14 protein-coding genes are annotated in these 17056 nt (G+C 35.7%); 5 read left to right on the forward strand and 9 right to left on the reverse strand.

Translation table 11 applies throughout. The features are described 5' to 3' along the window. Positions 1 to 128 precede the first annotated feature (128 nt). Positions 129 to 839: a trehalose operon repressor gene (treR, locus tag ABH955_RS24050; protein WP_002063767.1), complete on the reverse strand. Its 711-nt coding sequence runs from the start codon at positions 837 to 839 to the stop codon at positions 129 to 131. Positions 840 to 1287: 448 nt separating this feature from the next. Here treR and ABH955_RS24055 point away from each other — a divergent pair, with 448 nt between their 5' ends. Then, the gene (locus ABH955_RS24055) at positions 1288 to 2685 is read left to right on the forward strand and encodes an amino acid permease (RefSeq protein WP_404449034.1); all 1398 of its coding nucleotides are present in this window, start codon (positions 1288 to 1290) and stop codon (positions 2683 to 2685) included. A 31-nt stretch (positions 2686 to 2716) separates the two neighbouring features. On the opposite strand, the gene ABH955_RS24060 is transcribed toward ABH955_RS24055, so the two are convergent. Then, complete coding sequence (locus tag ABH955_RS24060) at positions 2717 to 4420, reverse strand: putative bifunctional diguanylate cyclase/phosphodiesterase (RefSeq protein ID WP_113937896.1); 1704 nt, start codon at positions 4418 to 4420, stop codon at positions 2717 to 2719. Positions 4421 to 5149: 729 nt separating this feature from the next. Continuing rightward, the gene (locus ABH955_RS24065; RefSeq protein ID WP_016097214.1) at positions 5150 to 5473 is read right to left on the reverse strand and encodes a hypothetical protein; all 324 of its coding nucleotides are present in this window, start codon (positions 5471 to 5473) and stop codon (positions 5150 to 5152) included. 344 nt (positions 5474 to 5817) lie between these two features. Between ABH955_RS24065 and ABH955_RS24070 the strand changes: the two genes are divergently transcribed. From ABH955_RS24070 to ABH955_RS24080, 3 genes are all read left to right on the forward strand, one after another. After that, positions 5818 to 7347 carry a cardiolipin synthase gene (locus tag ABH955_RS24070; RefSeq protein WP_113937895.1) on the forward strand — a complete coding sequence of 510 codons (1530 nt, stop codon included), beginning with the start codon at positions 5818 to 5820 and terminating at the stop codon, positions 7345 to 7347. Between the two features lie 127 nt (positions 7348 to 7474). Then, positions 7475 to 8368, forward strand: a complete 894-nt coding sequence (locus ABH955_RS24075) for an ATP-binding protein (RefSeq protein WP_000892986.1) — start codon at positions 7475 to 7477, stop codon at positions 8366 to 8368. A gap of 3 nt (positions 8369 to 8371) precedes the next feature. After that, positions 8372 to 10255 (forward strand): vWA domain-containing protein, encoded by a 1884-nt coding sequence (locus ABH955_RS24080; RefSeq protein WP_404448599.1) that lies wholly within the window; start codon positions 8372 to 8374, stop codon positions 10253 to 10255. A 37-nt stretch (positions 10256 to 10292) separates the two neighbouring features. Here ABH955_RS24080 and ABH955_RS24085 read toward each other — a convergent pair whose 3' ends face one another. Genes ABH955_RS24085 through ABH955_RS24095 form a run of 3 tightly spaced genes read right to left on the reverse strand, consistent with a single transcriptional unit; the run spans position 10293 to position 12976 of the window. Beyond that, on the reverse strand, positions 10293 to 10715 hold the full coding sequence (locus ABH955_RS24085) for an NUDIX hydrolase (protein ID WP_113937893.1): 423 nt from the start codon (positions 10713 to 10715) through the stop codon (positions 10293 to 10295). Between the two features lie 60 nt (positions 10716 to 10775). Next, on the reverse strand, positions 10776 to 11741 hold the full coding sequence (locus ABH955_RS24090) for an L-threonine 3-dehydrogenase (protein WP_113937892.1): 966 nt from the start codon (positions 11739 to 11741) through the stop codon (positions 10776 to 10778). 44 nt (positions 11742 to 11785) lie between these two features. Beyond that, the gene (locus ABH955_RS24095) at positions 11786 to 12976 is read right to left on the reverse strand and encodes a glycine C-acetyltransferase (protein WP_113937891.1); all 1191 of its coding nucleotides are present in this window, start codon (positions 12974 to 12976) and stop codon (positions 11786 to 11788) included. A gap of 212 nt (positions 12977 to 13188) precedes the next feature. Between ABH955_RS24095 and ABH955_RS24100 the strand changes: the two genes are divergently transcribed. Further along, on the forward strand, positions 13189 to 13920 hold the full coding sequence (locus tag ABH955_RS24100; RefSeq protein WP_113937890.1) for a class I SAM-dependent methyltransferase: 732 nt from the start codon (positions 13189 to 13191) through the stop codon (positions 13918 to 13920). A gap of 184 nt (positions 13921 to 14104) precedes the next feature. On the opposite strand, the gene ABH955_RS24105 is transcribed toward ABH955_RS24100, so the two are convergent. From ABH955_RS24105 to ABH955_RS24115, 3 genes are read right to left on the reverse strand one after another with little or no spacing between them, the layout of a single operon-like run. Next, positions 14105 to 14926: an ABC transporter ATP-binding protein gene (locus ABH955_RS24105; RefSeq protein WP_002134356.1), complete on the reverse strand. Its 822-nt coding sequence runs from the start codon at positions 14924 to 14926 to the stop codon at positions 14105 to 14107. A gap of 12 nt (positions 14927 to 14938) precedes the next feature. Beyond that, complete coding sequence (locus ABH955_RS24110; protein WP_113937889.1) at positions 14939 to 15997, reverse strand: FecCD family ABC transporter permease; 1059 nt, start codon at positions 15995 to 15997, stop codon at positions 14939 to 14941. After that, on the reverse strand, positions 15994 to 16998 hold the full coding sequence (locus tag ABH955_RS24115; RefSeq protein ID WP_404448603.1) for a FecCD family ABC transporter permease: 1005 nt from the start codon (positions 16996 to 16998) through the stop codon (positions 15994 to 15996). The genes ABH955_RS24110 and ABH955_RS24115 overlap by 4 nt, the downstream gene beginning before the upstream one ends. Between the last annotated feature and the right edge of the window lie 58 nt (positions 16999 to 17056).

The following is a 17056-nucleotide window of genomic DNA, read 5'->3' on the forward strand; positions in this document are numbered from 1 at the left end:
TTTTCTTTTTTTGATACCGTTTACACTTACATATTAACTCGTATATATAAGTTAGTCAACACTCGTATATATAAGTTGATGATTTTTTTATAAATAAAGAGATGGAACGATTATTTCGCTCCATCTCTTTATTTTCTTCGCGCCACATCCGAAAAGTGAAAAATATCTAAGCGGTGACGTGATTCCGTATATTCGAACTGACTCCCATCGTATAAATGAGTAAAGTTTTTTACAACGACAACATAGTCTGTTCCATTTAAATCTAAATACTTTCGGTCATCATCTGTACATGGCTGTACTTCAATTACCCTCTGTGAATAGCTAATATGTAGTCCTAATTCTTTTTCGATGTATTTATAAATCGATGCAGTTGCAATTTCTCTCGTTAATCCTGGAATATATTCCGATACAAAATGGTTTATATCTAAAATTACTTTTTCTCCATCAATATTTCGTACGCGTTTAATATGATCTATTTCCGTTTTTTCTTTCACATTTAATAACTTTGCTACATCTTTCGTCGCTTTCATTTTCTCTATTTCCACGACTTCTGTAATACAGTAACGTCCTAAACGTTCATTTTCTTCTTGAAAACTTACAATACCACCAAAGTTAAATTCAATGTTTTTGCGCTTTAATACAAAAACACCTTTTCCGTGTATTTTTTGAACATATCCACGCTCTTGCAATAAATCTACAGCTTTTCTTACAGTACCCCGGCTTGCCTCGTACTGCTTCATTAATTCCGTTTCTGATGGAATTTTGCATCCTTCTTTTAATTGTTTATTATCAATAGACTTGCTGATTTCTGTATAAATTTGTTCATACTTACTCATCATCTACAATAGCCCCTTGTCACCTTCTAATTCTATATGTATTATACCACGCTATACTCTTCTGCCAATCTCTCACTTATTTTCCAGTACAAGAAAACTATAGGTAAATATTTAGTCCCTAAAACGTATTTTTATAAATTTTTTAATATTTTTCTTTTCATTCAAAAAAACATATAGTATACTAACTTCAAAATCAGAGGAGAAAGGGAGCAAAGAACTATGCTTACTTATACAACTGTAGTTACATTTGCACAAAAACATCATCATCATACTTAACCCTTGAAACCTAGCGGGAAAATTACGCGTAGGTACAAGGGTTATTCCCGTTGTACCTACGCTTTGGCAAAGAGCCATGTAGGTATTTTTTATCTACATGGCTCTTTTTTTATTGCCAAAAATGCTAGTAAAAAATGATGTTTAAGCAAAACTTACTACAAAGGAGTTAACAAAAATGGAAACGAAAAAATGGGGATTATGGATTTTAATAGCTTTTGTTATCGGGAATATGGTTGGTGGCGGTGTATTTATGCTTCCAGCAAACTTAGCGCAAGTATCAGGTCCAATGGGATCTACACTTGCATGGAGCATTACAGGACTGGGTGTATTTATGATCGCTCTCGTATTTGGTAATTTAGCAATTCGTAAACCAGAATTAACAGCAGGACCACAAAGTTACGCCCAAGCAATGTTTACTTCCCAAAAAGCAGGTAAAGTTGCAGGATATAGTATGGCTTGGGGGTACTGGGCTGCTAATTGGGCTGCTACAGCATCTGTAATTATTTCCTTTGCAGGATATTTATCAACCTTCTTTCCTGTTTTACAAAGTAAGCAAATTCTCTTTTCAATAAATGGATTTTCACTAGAGCTCGGAAAAGGATTAACTTTCATGGTATGTAGCCTTATGTTATGGGGGATTCAATATATTCTGTCTCAAAATATTGATAGAGCCGGAAATATGAACCTTCTTGCTACCATTGCAAAGATTATCGGATTTACAATGTTTATTGTTATTACATTATTTATTTTTAATGCCTCTAATTTCGGGGACGGTCAAACATTTATGAATGAAGCTGGACAACCTATTTCGTTGGGGGGACAAATAAATTCAGCAGCTATCGCAACACTTTGGGCATTTATCGGTATTGAGTCAGCAGTTATGCTCTCTAACCGCGCAAAATCTCAGCGCGATGTTAAGAAAGCTACGATTTTCGGATTAATTATCGCTCTTCTTATTTACATGGCAATTACTCTACTCACAATGGGCGCTCTCTCGCAAGATGCTTTAAAAGAGTCTCAAAAGCCATTAGTAGATGCTTTAAATTTAGCAATTGGTACTAAAGGTGCTTATATAATGGCACTACTTGCGCTCGTATCTTTATTTGGATCTACTGTAGGCTGGATCGTTGTTAGCTCAGAAGTACCTTACCAAGCAGCAAAAAAAGGACTTTTCCCTAAGGTTTTCGGAAAAACGAATAAAAAAGGAAGTCCTTCAAAATCATTATTTATTACAAATGTGATGACACAAATTTTCTTATTTTCGACGATTTCTGGTACTGTTTCAGAAGCATATAATTTCGCTATTGTTGTAGCAACATTAGCATTTTTAATCCCGTACCTTGTTTCTACCTTGTACCAGTTAAAATTAGTTATTACGGGGGAAACGTATGATATAATGCCTGGATCTCGAGTAAAAGATGGGATCATTACTGCATTAGCATTTTTATATTCCTTATGGGTTATTAAAACGGGAACTGCTGATTTAAAAACATTCTTCTTAGGCATTGGTTTGTTTGTATTAGGTCTTCTTCTTTATCCAGTTTTAATGAAAGATTCACAAAAAAAACAATAAAAAAGAGAAGCTTTTCGCTTCTCTTTTTTTATTAAAAATCAGTTAATAATTTTTCTTTTAGTTCCCCTATATCTAACGGTTTCGCATAATAAAAACCTTGTACAAAGTCGCAACTCATTGATTTTAATAAACTTTCTTGTTCTACCGTTTCTACCCCTTCAGCTACCACTAATAAATTTAAACTATGGGCGATTTCAATAACCGATTTTACAATCGTTCGCTCTGGTTGTGCATGATCATAATGAAACTCACGAATAAAATTACGATCAATTTTCACAATATCAAGTGGTAGTTGTTTTAAATAATATAATGAGGAATACCCTGTTCCGAAATCGTCTAAAGCGATTAAAATTCCCATACTTCTTAATTCTTGTAATGTAGCAATAATATAATCAAAATGACGTACAGCTATACTTTCTGTTATTTCTAATATTAAACGATTTGGCGGAAACCCTGTTCGCTTCAATATACTACGAACAGATAAAATAAATCGCTTTTGCATCAATTGTTGTATTGATAAATTAACAGATAACTTCAGTCCCTCTTGATAATCTGGTAAAGTTTTAAACAGTCGACATGACTTTTCTAGTACCCAGTCTCCTAGTTTTATAATAAGTCCACACTCTTCAGCTACAGGGATAAATTCACTTGGCGAAATAGGACCTTCTTCTGTCTTACAGCGTACTAAAGCCTCAATACCAGTACATTTCTTTGTTTTCAAATCAATAATGGGTTGTAATGCCACTTTTAATTCTTCGTCACGAATCGCTTTTTGCAAAGCAAATTCTATTTTCATTCTACGGTTTATTTTCGCACGTAATTCATCTGTAAAGAAGCACGCCACATTTCTTCCTTGCTCTTTCGCACTATACATGGCTAAATCCGAATTTTTTAATAACGTTTCAACGTCTTTTCCATCTTGCGGATAGGAACAAAGTCCTAGACTAGCTGAAATATATACTTCATGACCTTCAAGCATAAATGGCGCTTGAAAGCATGACAACACGGATGTCGCTAACTGCCTCATCTCATCATGTGTATGAGTTTTTGTTAACAGTACAAATTCGTCGCCACCAAGCCTAGCTAGAACATCTTTCTCTCCTAGCACATAATGCAACCGTGAAGCAACTTCGCTTAAAAGTAAATCTCCTATCATATGACCTAACGTATCATTCACTAATTTAAAACGATCTAAATCAAAGTAAATCATGCCAAACTCTATTTTCTCTGCAATCATCTTATTTACAGTCGTAATTAACTGTAAACGGTTCGGTAAACTTGTTAACGCATCATGATAAGCAAGTTCCCTATAACGACTTTCGCTTAATCGTAATCTTTGTTCTGCTTCTTTCCTACTACTTATATCATTTCGAATTGCAATAAATTGATAAGGTTCTCCCTTTTCATTTAAAAATGGAACAATTGTTGTTTTAACCCAATAATACGAACCATCTTTTGCTTGATTTCGAATTTCCCCCGTCCAAACTTTTCCACTCAAAATACGCTTCCATAGGATTTGAAAAAATGCTTTCGGATGATATCCGGAATTTAAAATACGGTGATCTTTTCCTATTAACTCTTCTCTTTTATATTTTGAGATTTTACAAAATTTATCATTCACATATGTAATAAGACCATTTCGGTCTGTAATAGCAACAATTGAAGACTCATCTAATGCTAATTTTAAATCTTGCAATGAAGAGTCATATAATGCATGACCTCTTTGTTCTAGCATGCGCACCTCTCCTTGCTTCCTATCTGACTAAAACACAACTCGTTTCTCTTCATAGAAATAGAGATATTTCATTTTCTAACAATACGCCTTTACATAAAATGAAACTTTAATCAGTGGGGGGGTGTTCATCCCCCACTGATTATTAGCCTTCACCAATTGGGCTTTTATCTCCCACCTAACTTCCTCACATTCACCGAATTTTGAGGTGGGAGTCTTACTGCCCGTTAATGCGGGATAAATCACAATTTTTTTCTAAATAGGCCGATTAAAATAACATAATATTATTTATAAAAAAAAGCAATATGGTGCTGTTTTAATTATAGTAGAAGCTTCTCATCTCTCTACTTATCTAAGCTTATTATACAGTATTCTCTTACATTCTTTGAATTTGTAAAGTGACAATTTCATCACTATTAGCCTCTGCTCCCTACTAATACGACCTCACACCTAACCTCTTTTATTTCATTAAATGTTAAGATGTAAATCTAACTGCCGATACATAATGAAATAGAGATTAATATACAAAATGCAACGATTCACGAATACTAATATAAAGTGAAACTTTAATCAGTGGGGGTTTTACTACCCACAAATAGCGGGATAAAGCCAAAATTTGCATTTAACATATTGAATTATAATAACAAAATATTAACATATTTTCACCTTGTTTTTGGAAATATTTTATAAATAAAATATTAAACTAAAAAAGAGGATATCCTCTTTTTTAGTTTAATACTGATATGGTATTTGCTGATAACCCGGGTATGGCATTGGATATGGTGCTGGATATGTTACTGGGTACGGTGCTGGATAGTAGCCTCCACCTGCTGCACCCGTTAATGCGCCAGCTGTAAGCCCACCTAACATGCCTCCAGCAAAACTTCCTGGGAAAAATCCTCCGCCCCACGAGCCGCCACCCCAGCCCCATCCACCACCGTGATGATGATGATGATCATAATGATTGTGCCCACCATGGTGATTATGTCCGCCATTATGATGGTGCCCTCCATGATTATGACGATAATACAATCCGTTATTTTCTATATAATTCATTATTTCCCTCTCCTTTCCATTTCCTCACCTTAATAAGAAGAATTCGCGTAATATGGATAACCATATCCTGGGCTTCATAATGCACCTGCTACAAATCCAGGAAAGAAACCTCATTCCCTTTCCTATATAAGAGGCAAGGGTTTTGTCCCTCCTACACTGATCATTAACCAGCAAATAGCGGGATAACAACGTAACAATATACTGTATGTAGGACAAATGCGGAAAGTATAGGACAAATGTCTATATTTTGTAAAAAAAACAAAACACTTTATAATAAGGATGTCAGATTATATCTTCTATTTAAGAAGTCTATATTTAAGAAAGATTAGAGGAATTATATAGAAATGAAGAAACCTATCGTTCAATTATTATTAATATTTACAATCGTATCTATCGTTCTTTTCCTATTAAATACATCGGTTATTTCGTTATATACGTTTGTTGGTGCTCTATGGTCCATCACAATCGTAGGAATTTCATTCGTTATTTTTATCGAAAATAGATCACCCCAAAGCACCTTAGCGTGGTTTTTAGTATTAGCACTTCTTCCTGTTGTAGGTGTACTTTTATACTCTATTTTCGGGCGTAGCCGTTGGAGAAGAAAAAAACATCTTCATCGTTCAGAAGAACAAAGAAAATTATTCCGCGAAATATTAGAAGGAAGACGACTAGAATTATCACTCACAGTCCCATTACATGAACGTTCTATACATTTAACAGAAGTCGTACAAAAATTCGGAGGCGGGCCTGCCGCGGATAGAACGACAACAAAACTTTTAACAAACGGTGATCAAACCTTTTCAGAAATTTTGAACGCAATCGAGAATGCAAAACATCACATACATATTCAATACTATATTTATAAATCTGATGAGATTGGTAAAAAAGTACGCGATGCTTTAATACAAAAAGCAAAAGATGGTGTTATTGTACGCTTCCTTTATGATGGACTCGGAAGTAATACGTTAAGACGACGATTTTTACAACCTATGAAAAAAGTTGGAATTGAAATTGTCGAATTTGACCCTATTTTTTCAGCTTGGTTACTCGAGACAGTTAATTATCGTAATCACCGTAAAATCGTCATTGTAGATGGAGAAATTGGTTTTACCGGAGGGCTCAACGTCGGTGATGAATATCTTGGTCGCTCAAAAAAATTCCCTGTTTGGCGTGATAGTCATTTAAAAATAGAAGGAAAAGCATTGTATAAATTACAAGCCATCTTTCTAGAAGATTGGCTTTATGCGTCTAGTGGATTGAATACTTATTCTTGGGATCAATTTATGAATAGACAATACTTCCCAGGAAAAGAAATTCCGGATGCAGAAGGTGCGGTGCAAATTGTAGCAAGTGGACCAAGCTCAGATGATAAAAGTATTCGTAATACATTACTAGCTATTATGGGCTCAGCCAAAAAATCTATTTGGATCGCTACACCATACTTTATTCCGGATCAAGAAACTTTAACATTATTACGCCTAAGTGCAATATCTGGCATAGATGTACGTATTTTATATCCTGGTAAGAGTGATAGTATTATTAGCGATCAAGCATCTCAATCCTATTTCACTCCACTTTTAAAAGCTGGTGCTTCTATTTACAGTTATAAAGATGGATTTATGCATGCAAAAATTGTACTCGTTGATGATACAATCGCAACAATTGGAACAGCAAATATGGATGTACGTAGCTTTGAATTGAATTATGAAATTATTAGCGTACTATATGAATCAGAAACCGTTCATGATATTAAACATGATTTTGAAGAAGACTTTAAACACTCCAATGAAATTAAATGGAACTCGTTCCAAAAAAGAAGTATCAAAAAAAGAATATTAGAGTCCTTTATGCGACTCATTTCTCCTTTACTATAAGCAATCAATGTGATATTGATTGCTTTTTCTTTTATATTTCCCCCTTCTCCTTTTCTTTGCATACCATATTAAAACAAGTTATCATAAGATGTATTACTTTATGAAAATAATGTTAGGTGGGAAATACATGTTAGAACAATTTCATATACATTCTGATTTAAAACAGCAGCTTTCTACAATTCATGAAAAGAATAAACAAGAAGCTGGTGAAAATGCACATTTAATTGGCAAGAAAATATATAAAGCATCTGATAACAGCATTATTGAAGATGCCATTACAGCACTTTTACTTGGTAAAAACATTCTATTAAAAGGGCCAACTGGTAGTGGTAAAACCGTACTAGCAGAAACTCTTTCTTCTTTATTCCAAAAACCAATGCATAGCATTAACTGTTCTGTCGATTTAGATGTGGAAGGTATTTTAGGATACAACACATTACAAACGAAAGACGGAGCATCTGAAGTTACGTTCGTTAACGGTCCTCTTATGAAAGCAATGAAGAACGGTCATTTCTTATATATTGATGAAATCAATATGGCAAAACCTGAAACGTTACCACTTCTTCACGGCGCATTAGATTACCGTAAAATGATTACAAACCCATTTACACAAGAAGTTGTATACGGTGATGACGAATATCGCGTAATTGCTGCAATTAACGAAGGTTATGTTGGGACAAGTGAACTAAACGAAGCGTTAAAAAACCGTTTCGTTATTATTGAAGTTCCTTACATTCAAGGTGATACATTAAAAGAGCTATTACTATCTGAATCAAAATTAAATGATGTTGCAACAATTGAAAAGTTCGTTGCATTCGCAAGCGATCTTATGCCTTTAGCTCGTGATGGGCGCGTAAGTGAAGAAGCCGCTAGTATTCGTGGCATTATCGATGCATGTGATTTAGGTGTATATATTCCTGTTATGCGTGCAATTGAACGTAGTATTATCGCAAAATTAAACGATGAAACAGAACAAATGACTGTCCGTGAATTAGCAGAAAGTTATTTCTTTGAGGGATAATTCATGAGACAAATTTTTAGTGACAAAAAAATTGATGCGTCGCTGTTTCTACAAATGGAAAACTTAATGTATGCTCTTCTAAAAGAAGACGATGCCTATCTTGAGTATGGCTATAAAGCATACTACGACGAAATTGAAAAAAAGGTTGTCATTAGTCACTTTTGGGATGATCGAAAAGAAGAGGATACAGTAATCGGATTAAAAAGCGAAGTGTTCTTAAAGGCACTTGGTAATAAACATTACTCGGACATGACTTTAATTCGTTCTTATGCGATTGAGTTACAAGAATCGCCTCTAAAAAAGTTTTTAACACAATTATTTGTTCTATTAGAAGATTTACGTGTTGAGGAAATCGTCAAAAATTTACGTCCTGGCACAAAGCATATTTTTAAACGCCGAAAAGAAATGTATCGCAATTACTTTGGCTCACAAAATGAAATAAATCGTGTTCGTAATTATCACGGTGATCGTCTATTTTGTCTATGCTATCTTTCATTAACGAGTGATAAATATGAAATGTTTAATAATGAATATTTCGAGCAAATTGAATCAATTTTGCATGAAACATTCCAAGCTCGTAATACGGAAGATATTATGTATATTGTTGAGAAAATTCGCTATCGTTTAGAAGGACTTCTTGAAAGTGATATGCTTAATAATTATTTCGGACATGCACCGCTTTATTTATCTGTTATTACAGATGAGAAAGACAGTCGCGCTGAAAAATTAGCAAATGATGATACGCAGCTCCTAGATGACGATGATAACAAAAACAAAATGGATGAAAGCTTCTCGACATGGCACCGTGAAAATAAAAACAATGAAAACGAGAACTTTTTACGCTTTGATTTAGAAAGCGGAACAAAAACAAATATGATGGGTGATACTGCTCGTGAATCAGAAGATGGTGACCAAGCACTTGGTTCTGTACAAGGTACTTCCCAAAAAAGTACACAATCTAACTTTGATGGTGCTGATACAGAGGAAGCAAGAGCGTCTCATACTTCTAGCCAAAACGACGGTGCATACGGCAAGTATAATGTGGGAGCTTCTCATACATTTAAAGAAGCTCGCAAATCGAATACTGATGAGAAAAAAGATTACCAAGCTATCAAATCAGTCGTTAATAAAGATGTAAAAGAATTAAAGAAAATTATCGAAAAAACAATTGAAAACAAAACGAATGCAAACAGTGATAAATATTACGGAAGGCTTCGTAAGAAATTCCTTCGTATTTATACTGAAAAGCAGCCGCGTATGTTTTATAAAAAAGGACAAGAATCACAAGAGCTCGACGTTGCATTCCAACTATTAGTGGACTGCTCTGGTTCTATGTATAACAAAATGGAAGAAACGAAGAAGAGTGTGGTCCTATTCCATGAAGCTTTAAAATCTTTAAAAATTCCGCACGCTATTAGTGGATTTTGGGAAGATGCTTCTAGTGCTAAGCCTGAAGATAAACCGAACGTTATCCATGAAGTTGTTACGTATAAAAACTCAACGTTACCAAACGTCGGTCCAGAAATTATGCAACTTCGCGAAGAAGAAGATAACCGCGACGGGTATATTATTCGTATCGTTTCCGAAAAGCTTGCGAAAAGACCAGAAAAACATAAATTCTTACTTGTCTTTACAGACGGTGAGCCTTCTGCGCTAGACTATCAACAAGACGGTATTTTAGATACGCATGAAGCTGTCAAACTTGCTCGTAAAAGTGGTATGGAAGTAATCGGAATCTTCATCGAAGAAGGCGAAGCGAAAGAAGCAACTTATCAATTAATGAAGAACATTTATAACCATCACTTCTTAGTTGCAAATCATGCTGAAGATTTACGCCTGAAGATTAAACCATTGTTGAAGAAACTATTACTGAAGACGATTGAATAGAAAACAGGAGCCTTGTGGCTCCTGTTTTTTCGTTCACTCACTTTGTTTCTGGTTGAAACTTGTATGGAATGGAAACTTCTAATAATAATTCGAACCCTCCATCATAGTATGGGAATCGCTCATTCGCGATTTTTCTATCTACCCACTCGATTGCGGAAATTTCTCCTTCATCTTCTGCACGAAGTTCACCTGTTACTACATTTGCTCGGAATGTAAAAAATAATGCATGATGTCCTTTCTCTTCAAAAAACTTCTCATTTATTGCAACAAGCCCACCTGCTGTAGCAGTTAAACCTGTCTCTTCTTTCACTTCTCTTACTAGTGCTTGCTCTAACGTTTCTCCTTTTTCAACAGCCCCGCCTGGCAATGACCAAACGTTTTGTTCTATATTATGTACCATTAATATTTTATCTTTTTCGCTATCGTGTATTAGTGCATATACGACATCAACTCTTTGCATGTTGCTTTTCTCCCTTCCTAAAATAATTAAGAGCCAATTCCTAAGAATCGGCTCTTCCTATTAATTCATTACTAACTCAGATGCGAGCTTTTTTTTTAACTTAGCCAGCATATCAGTTGTCATTCTGTCTAAATCATATTCTGCCTTAAAGCCCCACTCTTTCATTGCTGCTGTTGCATCAATAGAGTTCGGCCAGCTATCAGCGATTGTTTGACGAGCTGGATCTACTGCGTAATCCATTGTAAAGTTCGGAATGTGTTTACGGATTGATGCTGCAATTTTCTCTGGTTCAAAGCTCATTGCTGTAATGTTAAACGCATTTCTATGAACTAGTTTATTTGGATCAGCTTCCATTAATGAGATGATTGCTTGTAAAGCATCTGGCATATACATCATGTCCATGTATGTTCCTTCTGCAATGTATGAGGTGTATGTACCTTTTTTAATCGCCTCATAATAAATTTCAACTGCATAGTCAGTTGTTCCGCCTCCTGGAGGAGCTACGTAAGAAATTAAGCCTGGGAAACGTACACCGCGCGTATCAACGCCAAACTTTTGATGATAATAATCACATAATAATTCTCCTGCTACTTTGTTTACCCCATACATCGTAGTAGGACGCTGAATTGTATCTTGTGGTGTATTATCTTTTGGCGTTGATGGACCAAATGCACCGATAGAACTTGGCGTGAAAAACTTACAGTTTAATTCACGTGCTGCTTCTAATGCATTTACAAGTCCGCCCATATTTAAATTCCAAGCAAATAATGGATTTTTTTCTGCAGTTGCTGAAAGTAAAGCCGCTAAATGAATAATTGTATCTACTTCATTACGCTTTGCAATATCATGTAATTTTTGTCCATCTGTTACATCTAACGTTTCAAATGGACCAGACGTTACTACTTCACTATCTGTTTCACGAATATCAGTTGCAATAACGTTCGATGCGCCGTATACATCACGAAGTTTCATTACTAGTTCAGAACCAATTTGCCCTAAAGAACCGGTTACTAGAATTTTTTTCATTTTCCCCACTCCTCATTTGCAAGCTATTCAAAAGATGTCGTTACTTAAATGATACCCATTTCTTTCCCTACTTTTTCATACTTACGAATTGCTTCATCTAACAGTTCTTTCGTATGAGCTGCTGTAGGCATATTACGAACGCGTCCCATTCCTTTTGCTACAGTTGGGAATACGATAGATTTTGCGTATACGCCTTCTTCATTTAGACGTTTACTAAATTCTTGTGTTAATACTTCATCACCAATAATACAAGGCGTAATTGGTGTCTCACTTTCTCCAATGTTAAAGCCAAGTTCTTTTAACCCTTGTTTTAAATAGCGACCATTTTCCCATAAACGATCGTGTAACTCTGTGCTTTCCATTAGAATTTCAATTGATCTCATACAAGCAGCTGCATCAGCTGGTGTTAAAGCTGTTGAGAATAAGAATGGACGTGAACGCACTTTTAACCAATCGATTAAGTTTTGTTTCCCAGCTACATATCCACCAATTACCCCAATTGCTTTTGATAATGTACCGATTTGGAAATCAACTTTATCAGAAAGACCGAAATGTTTTACAGTGCCTGCACCTTTGCCAAGTACACCTGAACCGTGTGCATCATCTACATATGTCATTAAATCCAGCTCTTCTGCAATTTCAACAATCTCTGGTAATTTTGCAATATCTCCATCCATTGAGAAAACACCGTCTGTAATAACCATTAATTTATTATAAAGACCTGATTCTTTTGCCTCGATTGCTTTTTTGCGTAAATCTTCCATATCAGAATGCTTATAAACGATGATTTTCGCTCTTGATAGACGACTACCATCAATAATAGATGCATGGTTTAATTCATCTGAAAGAATCGCATCATTTTTATCCATAACAGCTGAAATCGCTGCCATATTACAGTTAAATCCTGATTGATAAGCAATTGCTGCTTCTGTATGTTTAAACTTTGCAATTGTTTCTTCTAATTTAATATGCAAATCTAAAGTACCGTTAATTGTACGAACAGCTCCTGCTCCAACGCCGTACTTATGAATTGCACCAATTGCTGCTTCTTGTAAGCGATTATCAGTCGCTAATCCAAGATAGTTGTTTGAAGATAAGTTAATATATTCTTTTCCGCCAATTGTAATAATCGGTCCATTTGGACTTTCAAGCGGATCAATTACGTTATAAAGCCCCTTTGATTTTAAATCCTCTAAATTTTCTTCTAAAAAGTTTGCAAGTGTTTTACTAGACATCGTGAAGCCTCCCATCGTTCATGTAAGCGGATTATTATCTTAATAGTTCTAATAATCCCTCTACTAGCTTAACACGTTTTCAGAATTTATTATAGAAAAATAGCTTAGAGAAACCGCTTACAATTTTAGATTATATATGATTCATTACGAGAAATCTATCATTTACTTTTCATATTTGATAGAATTAAAAAAATATTTAGGGGGCTTTTAAAATGGCATTTACTGAATCTGATGTATATAATAACGAATCATTTTTAGAGCAATATATGCAGCGAAGATATCGAGAAAATAGTCCAAACGAATCCCTTGAAAAACCAGCATTCTTTCAGCTCATTGGCAATGTAACAGGAAAACAAATCCTCGATTTAGGTTGTGGTGATGCTAAATTCGGCGAAGAATTATTAGAACATGGATGCCACTCTTACACTGGTATTGAAGGCTCCGAGCTTATGTATGAAAAAGCTAAAAAACAACTAGAAAATAAAAATGGCACCGTTCATTTTTTAAACCTCAAAGACTACACATACCCTCCTTCTACTTTTGATTTAGTAACATCTAGACTTGCCTTACATTATATTGAACACCTTGATATCATTTTTCAAAATGTGTTTCAAACTTTAAAAACAAACGGAACCTTCACCTTTAGCGTTCAACATCCCGTTATTACCTCTTCATTTGAAAGCTTGCAAACGAGTGGTAAAAGAACTAGTTGGCTCGTCGATGATTATTTCAAAACAGGAAAACGAGTTGAGCCATGGATTGATCAAGAAGTTATTAAATATCACCGGACTACGGAAGAATATTTTACATTATTACAACAAGCCGGATTTACGATTACAAACTTAAACGAAGCTACACCAAATCGAAACTGTTTTCAAGATGAAGAAGAATATGAACGACGTTTACGTATTCCCCTTTTTCTATTATTTTCTTGCCGAAAATAAAGTGAAACTTTAATCAGTGGGGGATGTTCATCCCCCACTGATTATTAGCCCTCACCAATCGGGCTTTTACAGGCAGTTGATCCCCCAACCAGCTTCTTTGCTTTCGCTGAATTTTGAGATGGGGATCTTACTGTCCTCAAATAGCGGGGTAAAAAAGACGATGAATCCTCATCGTCTTTTTTCGTTATCTCATCGCTTGAACAGCCTCTTTAAGTACACGTCTTCCTCTTCCATGTGGGATACAGAGCGGTGTCCCGAATAACGGATCAGCGCTTATTTGACACTCCATACGGAATACATCCCGAACTAACTTCTGGTCAATAACTTCTTCTGGTTTACCTTGCGCATATATTTGTTTATCTTGAATAGCTACAATATTGTCTGCATAACGACATGCCAAATTTAAATCGTGCAATACCATAACAATCGTTCTTTGCTCTGTTTCATTTAATTCGAATAATAAATCTAACACTTCAATTTGGTGCGTCATATCTAAATATGTAGTCGGCTCATCAAGCAAAATAATATCTGTATCTTGTGCAAGGGTCATTGCAATCCAAGCACGTTGACGTTGTCCACCTGAAAGGGCATGAACATCACGCTCAGCAAATTCTGTCATACCCGTTGCAGCAAGCGCTTTTTGTACCATTTCCTCATCTTTTTCGGACCATTGCTTCAGCCATGTTTGATATGGATAACGTCCTTGCTTTACAAGTTGCAATACTGTAAGTCCTTCTGGAGCTTGTGGCCCTTGCGGTAAAATTGCCATTTGGCGAGCAATTTGCTTCGTTTGCATACTTTGAATTGCTTGATTATCTAACAAAATGTCACCGGTTGTTGGCTTTAATAATCTAGCTAGTGAACGTAATAAAGTTGATTTCCCACAACCGTTAGAACCGATGAAGATTGTAATTTTCCCTTTTGGAATTTCTAAATTCAGCTCATCAATAATAATCGTTTCACCATACGACAGCGTCAAGCGTTTCGTCTCCAATGCTTTTTGCATATTAATCTCCCTTTATGAATTCCGACTTTTATAAAGTAAATAAATAAAATAAGGTGCACCAATTGCTGATGTAAATACCCCTGCTGGAATTTCAAGTGGTGTGAAAACTGTACGCCCAATTAAATCTGCAGCGAGTACTAGAATTGCACCGATAATCGCCGCAACTGGGAGCAATGCACCGTAGAAAGAGCCAACTAATCTTCGCGAAATATGAGGTGCCATTAAACCAACAAATCCAATTCCTCCTGCAAAGGCAACTGCCCCGCCAATTAAAGCTGTACTAAGTAACAACATAAATACACGCGACTTCGTTAAAGGAACACCAAGTCCCACTGCTATATCATCCCCTAGCTCTTGTGCATTTAAATGTCTCGCAGCGATAAATGATATTGTCGTTAAAATGAGAACCCACGGCGCAAGTACCATAACATTTTGCCATGAAGAACCGTAAACAGTACCTGTGATCCATACATTCGCTTGACTTGCTTGATAAATTGGTGCTAACAACATAAATAAAGTTGTTGCTGCTTTCGTTAATGCCCAAAATCCAACACCAATTAAAACAAGACTAATCGGTGATAACCCGTCATTTCTCCATGCAAATAAATATACAAACAACGCTACAATCGTTGCACCAGCAAAAGCTGCTAATGGCATATAATGAATGCTTACTGTTAGCGCATTATTTTTATCACTAAATATAGCTAAAAATAGTACAACTGCAACACTTGCCCCGCCCGTAATCCCAATGATATCAGGAGAAGCCAGTGGATTTCGAACGAGCCCTTGTAAAATACAGCCCGCTACAGCAAGTGCGATTCCTACAAGGATGGCAATTAAAATACGCGGCATACGAAATTTATTTACAACCATATTTGACATCGCATCGCCATTTCCCGTAATCGCTTGCCATACATCATAAGGAGCAATTTTCATATCTCCCATACCTGCACTCGCAAAAAATAATCCTATTAAAACAACTAGTAAACTAAACAAGACTAGAACAGCTCGTTTATACATTAAAAACGAGAGCCCACCTTTTCCTATACGAAACGGAATATACTTCTTCATTTGCTAAGCCCTCTCTTACGTGCAATATAAATAAAGAATGGGGCCCCGATAAATGCTGTCATAACCCCTACTGGTACTTCTTGTGGCATAATGACATATCTAGCTGCTATATCAGCTAAGAGTAATAGTATTGCACCTAACAAGCCGCTATACGGTACTCTCCACCTGTGATCTACTCCAACAAGGAATCTGGCAAAATACGGAGTAACAATACCAATAAATCCAATTGGACCAGCGACCGCAACTGAACCACCAGACAGCAATACAATAATAAGTAGTACGAATGATTTCATTAAAATTGTTCGTTGTCCAAGTCCTTTTGCAACGTCTTCCCCCATCATTAATGTGTTTACTTTCCCTGCCATCATAAGAGATGCGATCCAGCCTATTAATAAATATGGGAATACAGATTGTAAAATTTCTAACTTTCTTCCTTGCACAGATCCGGCAAGCCAAAATAACACTTCTTCAAATGCTTTTTCATTTAAAACAAGTAACCCTTGTGTTAATGATGAAAATAACGCACTGATTGCAACACCTGCTAACGTTAACTTAAGAGGTGTTGTCCCTTCTTTTCCTAAAGAACTAGAGGCGAATACAAGTACTGCTGCAACTGCCGCTCCTAAAAAGGCAATCCAAGTGAAAGCCGATAAAGACGTAACGGAAAAAAGTACAATTGCTACAACTATAAAGAACGCAGCGCCTGAATTTAATCCAATAAAATCTGGAGAAGCAAGCGGATTCTTTGTTAAAGTTTGCATTAAACAACCCGCAATGGCTAAACTAGCACCAACACTAGCTGCAATTAATGCCCTTGGTAGACGCACATTTTGAATAATAATATGTTCATTGGAACCATTAAAATGAAAAAAAGCATCTATCGCTAATTTCCAACTCGTATTTGTATACCCGAAAATAATACTTCCCCAAATACAAATAACGACTGCAATGATTCCAACAAATAATCCAATCCATTTTGCTTGATTTGTTTTTAATAACATGCAGCGTTTCCCCTTCAATGTATAATGATACGTTGTAAGTGTATTTCAACTTAATTCT

The organism is Bacillus sp. RC240, from assembly GCF_044907945.1.
GTDB lineage: Bacteria > Bacillota > Bacilli > Bacillales > Bacillaceae_G > Bacillus_A > Bacillus_A mycoides.

Excerpts from the sequence above, each read along its gene's own strand:
- ABH955_RS24075 (WP_000892986.1), top strand. The coding sequence starts at position 7,475 with ATGTTAGAACAATTTCATATACATTCTGATTTAAAACAGCAGCTTTCT.
- ABH955_RS24055 (WP_404449034.1), top strand. The coding sequence starts at position 1,288 with ATGGAAACGAAAAAATGGGGATTATGGATTTTAATAGCTTTTGTTATC.
- ABH955_RS24090 (WP_113937892.1), bottom strand. The coding sequence starts at position 11,741 with ATGAAAAAAATTCTAGTAACCGGTTCTTTAGGGCAAATTGGTTCTGAA.
- ABH955_RS24100 (WP_113937890.1), top strand. The coding sequence starts at position 13,189 with ATGGCATTTACTGAATCTGATGTATATAATAACGAATCATTTTTAGAG.
- ABH955_RS24095 (WP_113937891.1), bottom strand. The coding sequence starts at position 12,976 with ATGTCTAGTAAAACACTTGCAAACTTTTTAGAAGAAAATTTAGAGGAT.
- ABH955_RS24105 (WP_002134356.1), bottom strand. The coding sequence starts at position 14,926 with ATGCAAAAAGCATTGGAGACGAAACGCTTGACGCTGTCGTATGGTGAA.
- ABH955_RS24115 (WP_404448603.1), bottom strand. The coding sequence starts at position 16,998 with ATGTTATTAAAAACAAATCAAGCAAAATGGATTGGATTATTTGTTGGA.
- ABH955_RS24110 (WP_113937889.1), bottom strand. The coding sequence starts at position 15,997 with ATGAAGAAGTATATTCCGTTTCGTATAGGAAAAGGTGGGCTCTCGTTT.
- ABH955_RS24085 (WP_113937893.1), bottom strand. The coding sequence starts at position 10,715 with ATGCAAAGAGTTGATGTCGTATATGCACTAATACACGATAGCGAAAAA.
- ABH955_RS24065 (WP_016097214.1), bottom strand. The coding sequence starts at position 5,473 with ATGAATTATATAGAAAATAACGGATTGTATTATCGTCATAATCATGGA.
- ABH955_RS24080 (WP_404448599.1), top strand. The coding sequence starts at position 8,372 with ATGAGACAAATTTTTAGTGACAAAAAAATTGATGCGTCGCTGTTTCTA.
- treR (WP_002063767.1), bottom strand. The coding sequence starts at position 839 with ATGATGAGTAAGTATGAACAAATTTATACAGAAATCAGCAAGTCTATT.
- ABH955_RS24060 (WP_113937896.1), bottom strand. The coding sequence starts at position 4,420 with ATGCTAGAACAAAGAGGTCATGCATTATATGACTCTTCATTGCAAGAT.
- ABH955_RS24070 (WP_113937895.1), top strand. The coding sequence starts at position 5,818 with ATGAAGAAACCTATCGTTCAATTATTATTAATATTTACAATCGTATCT.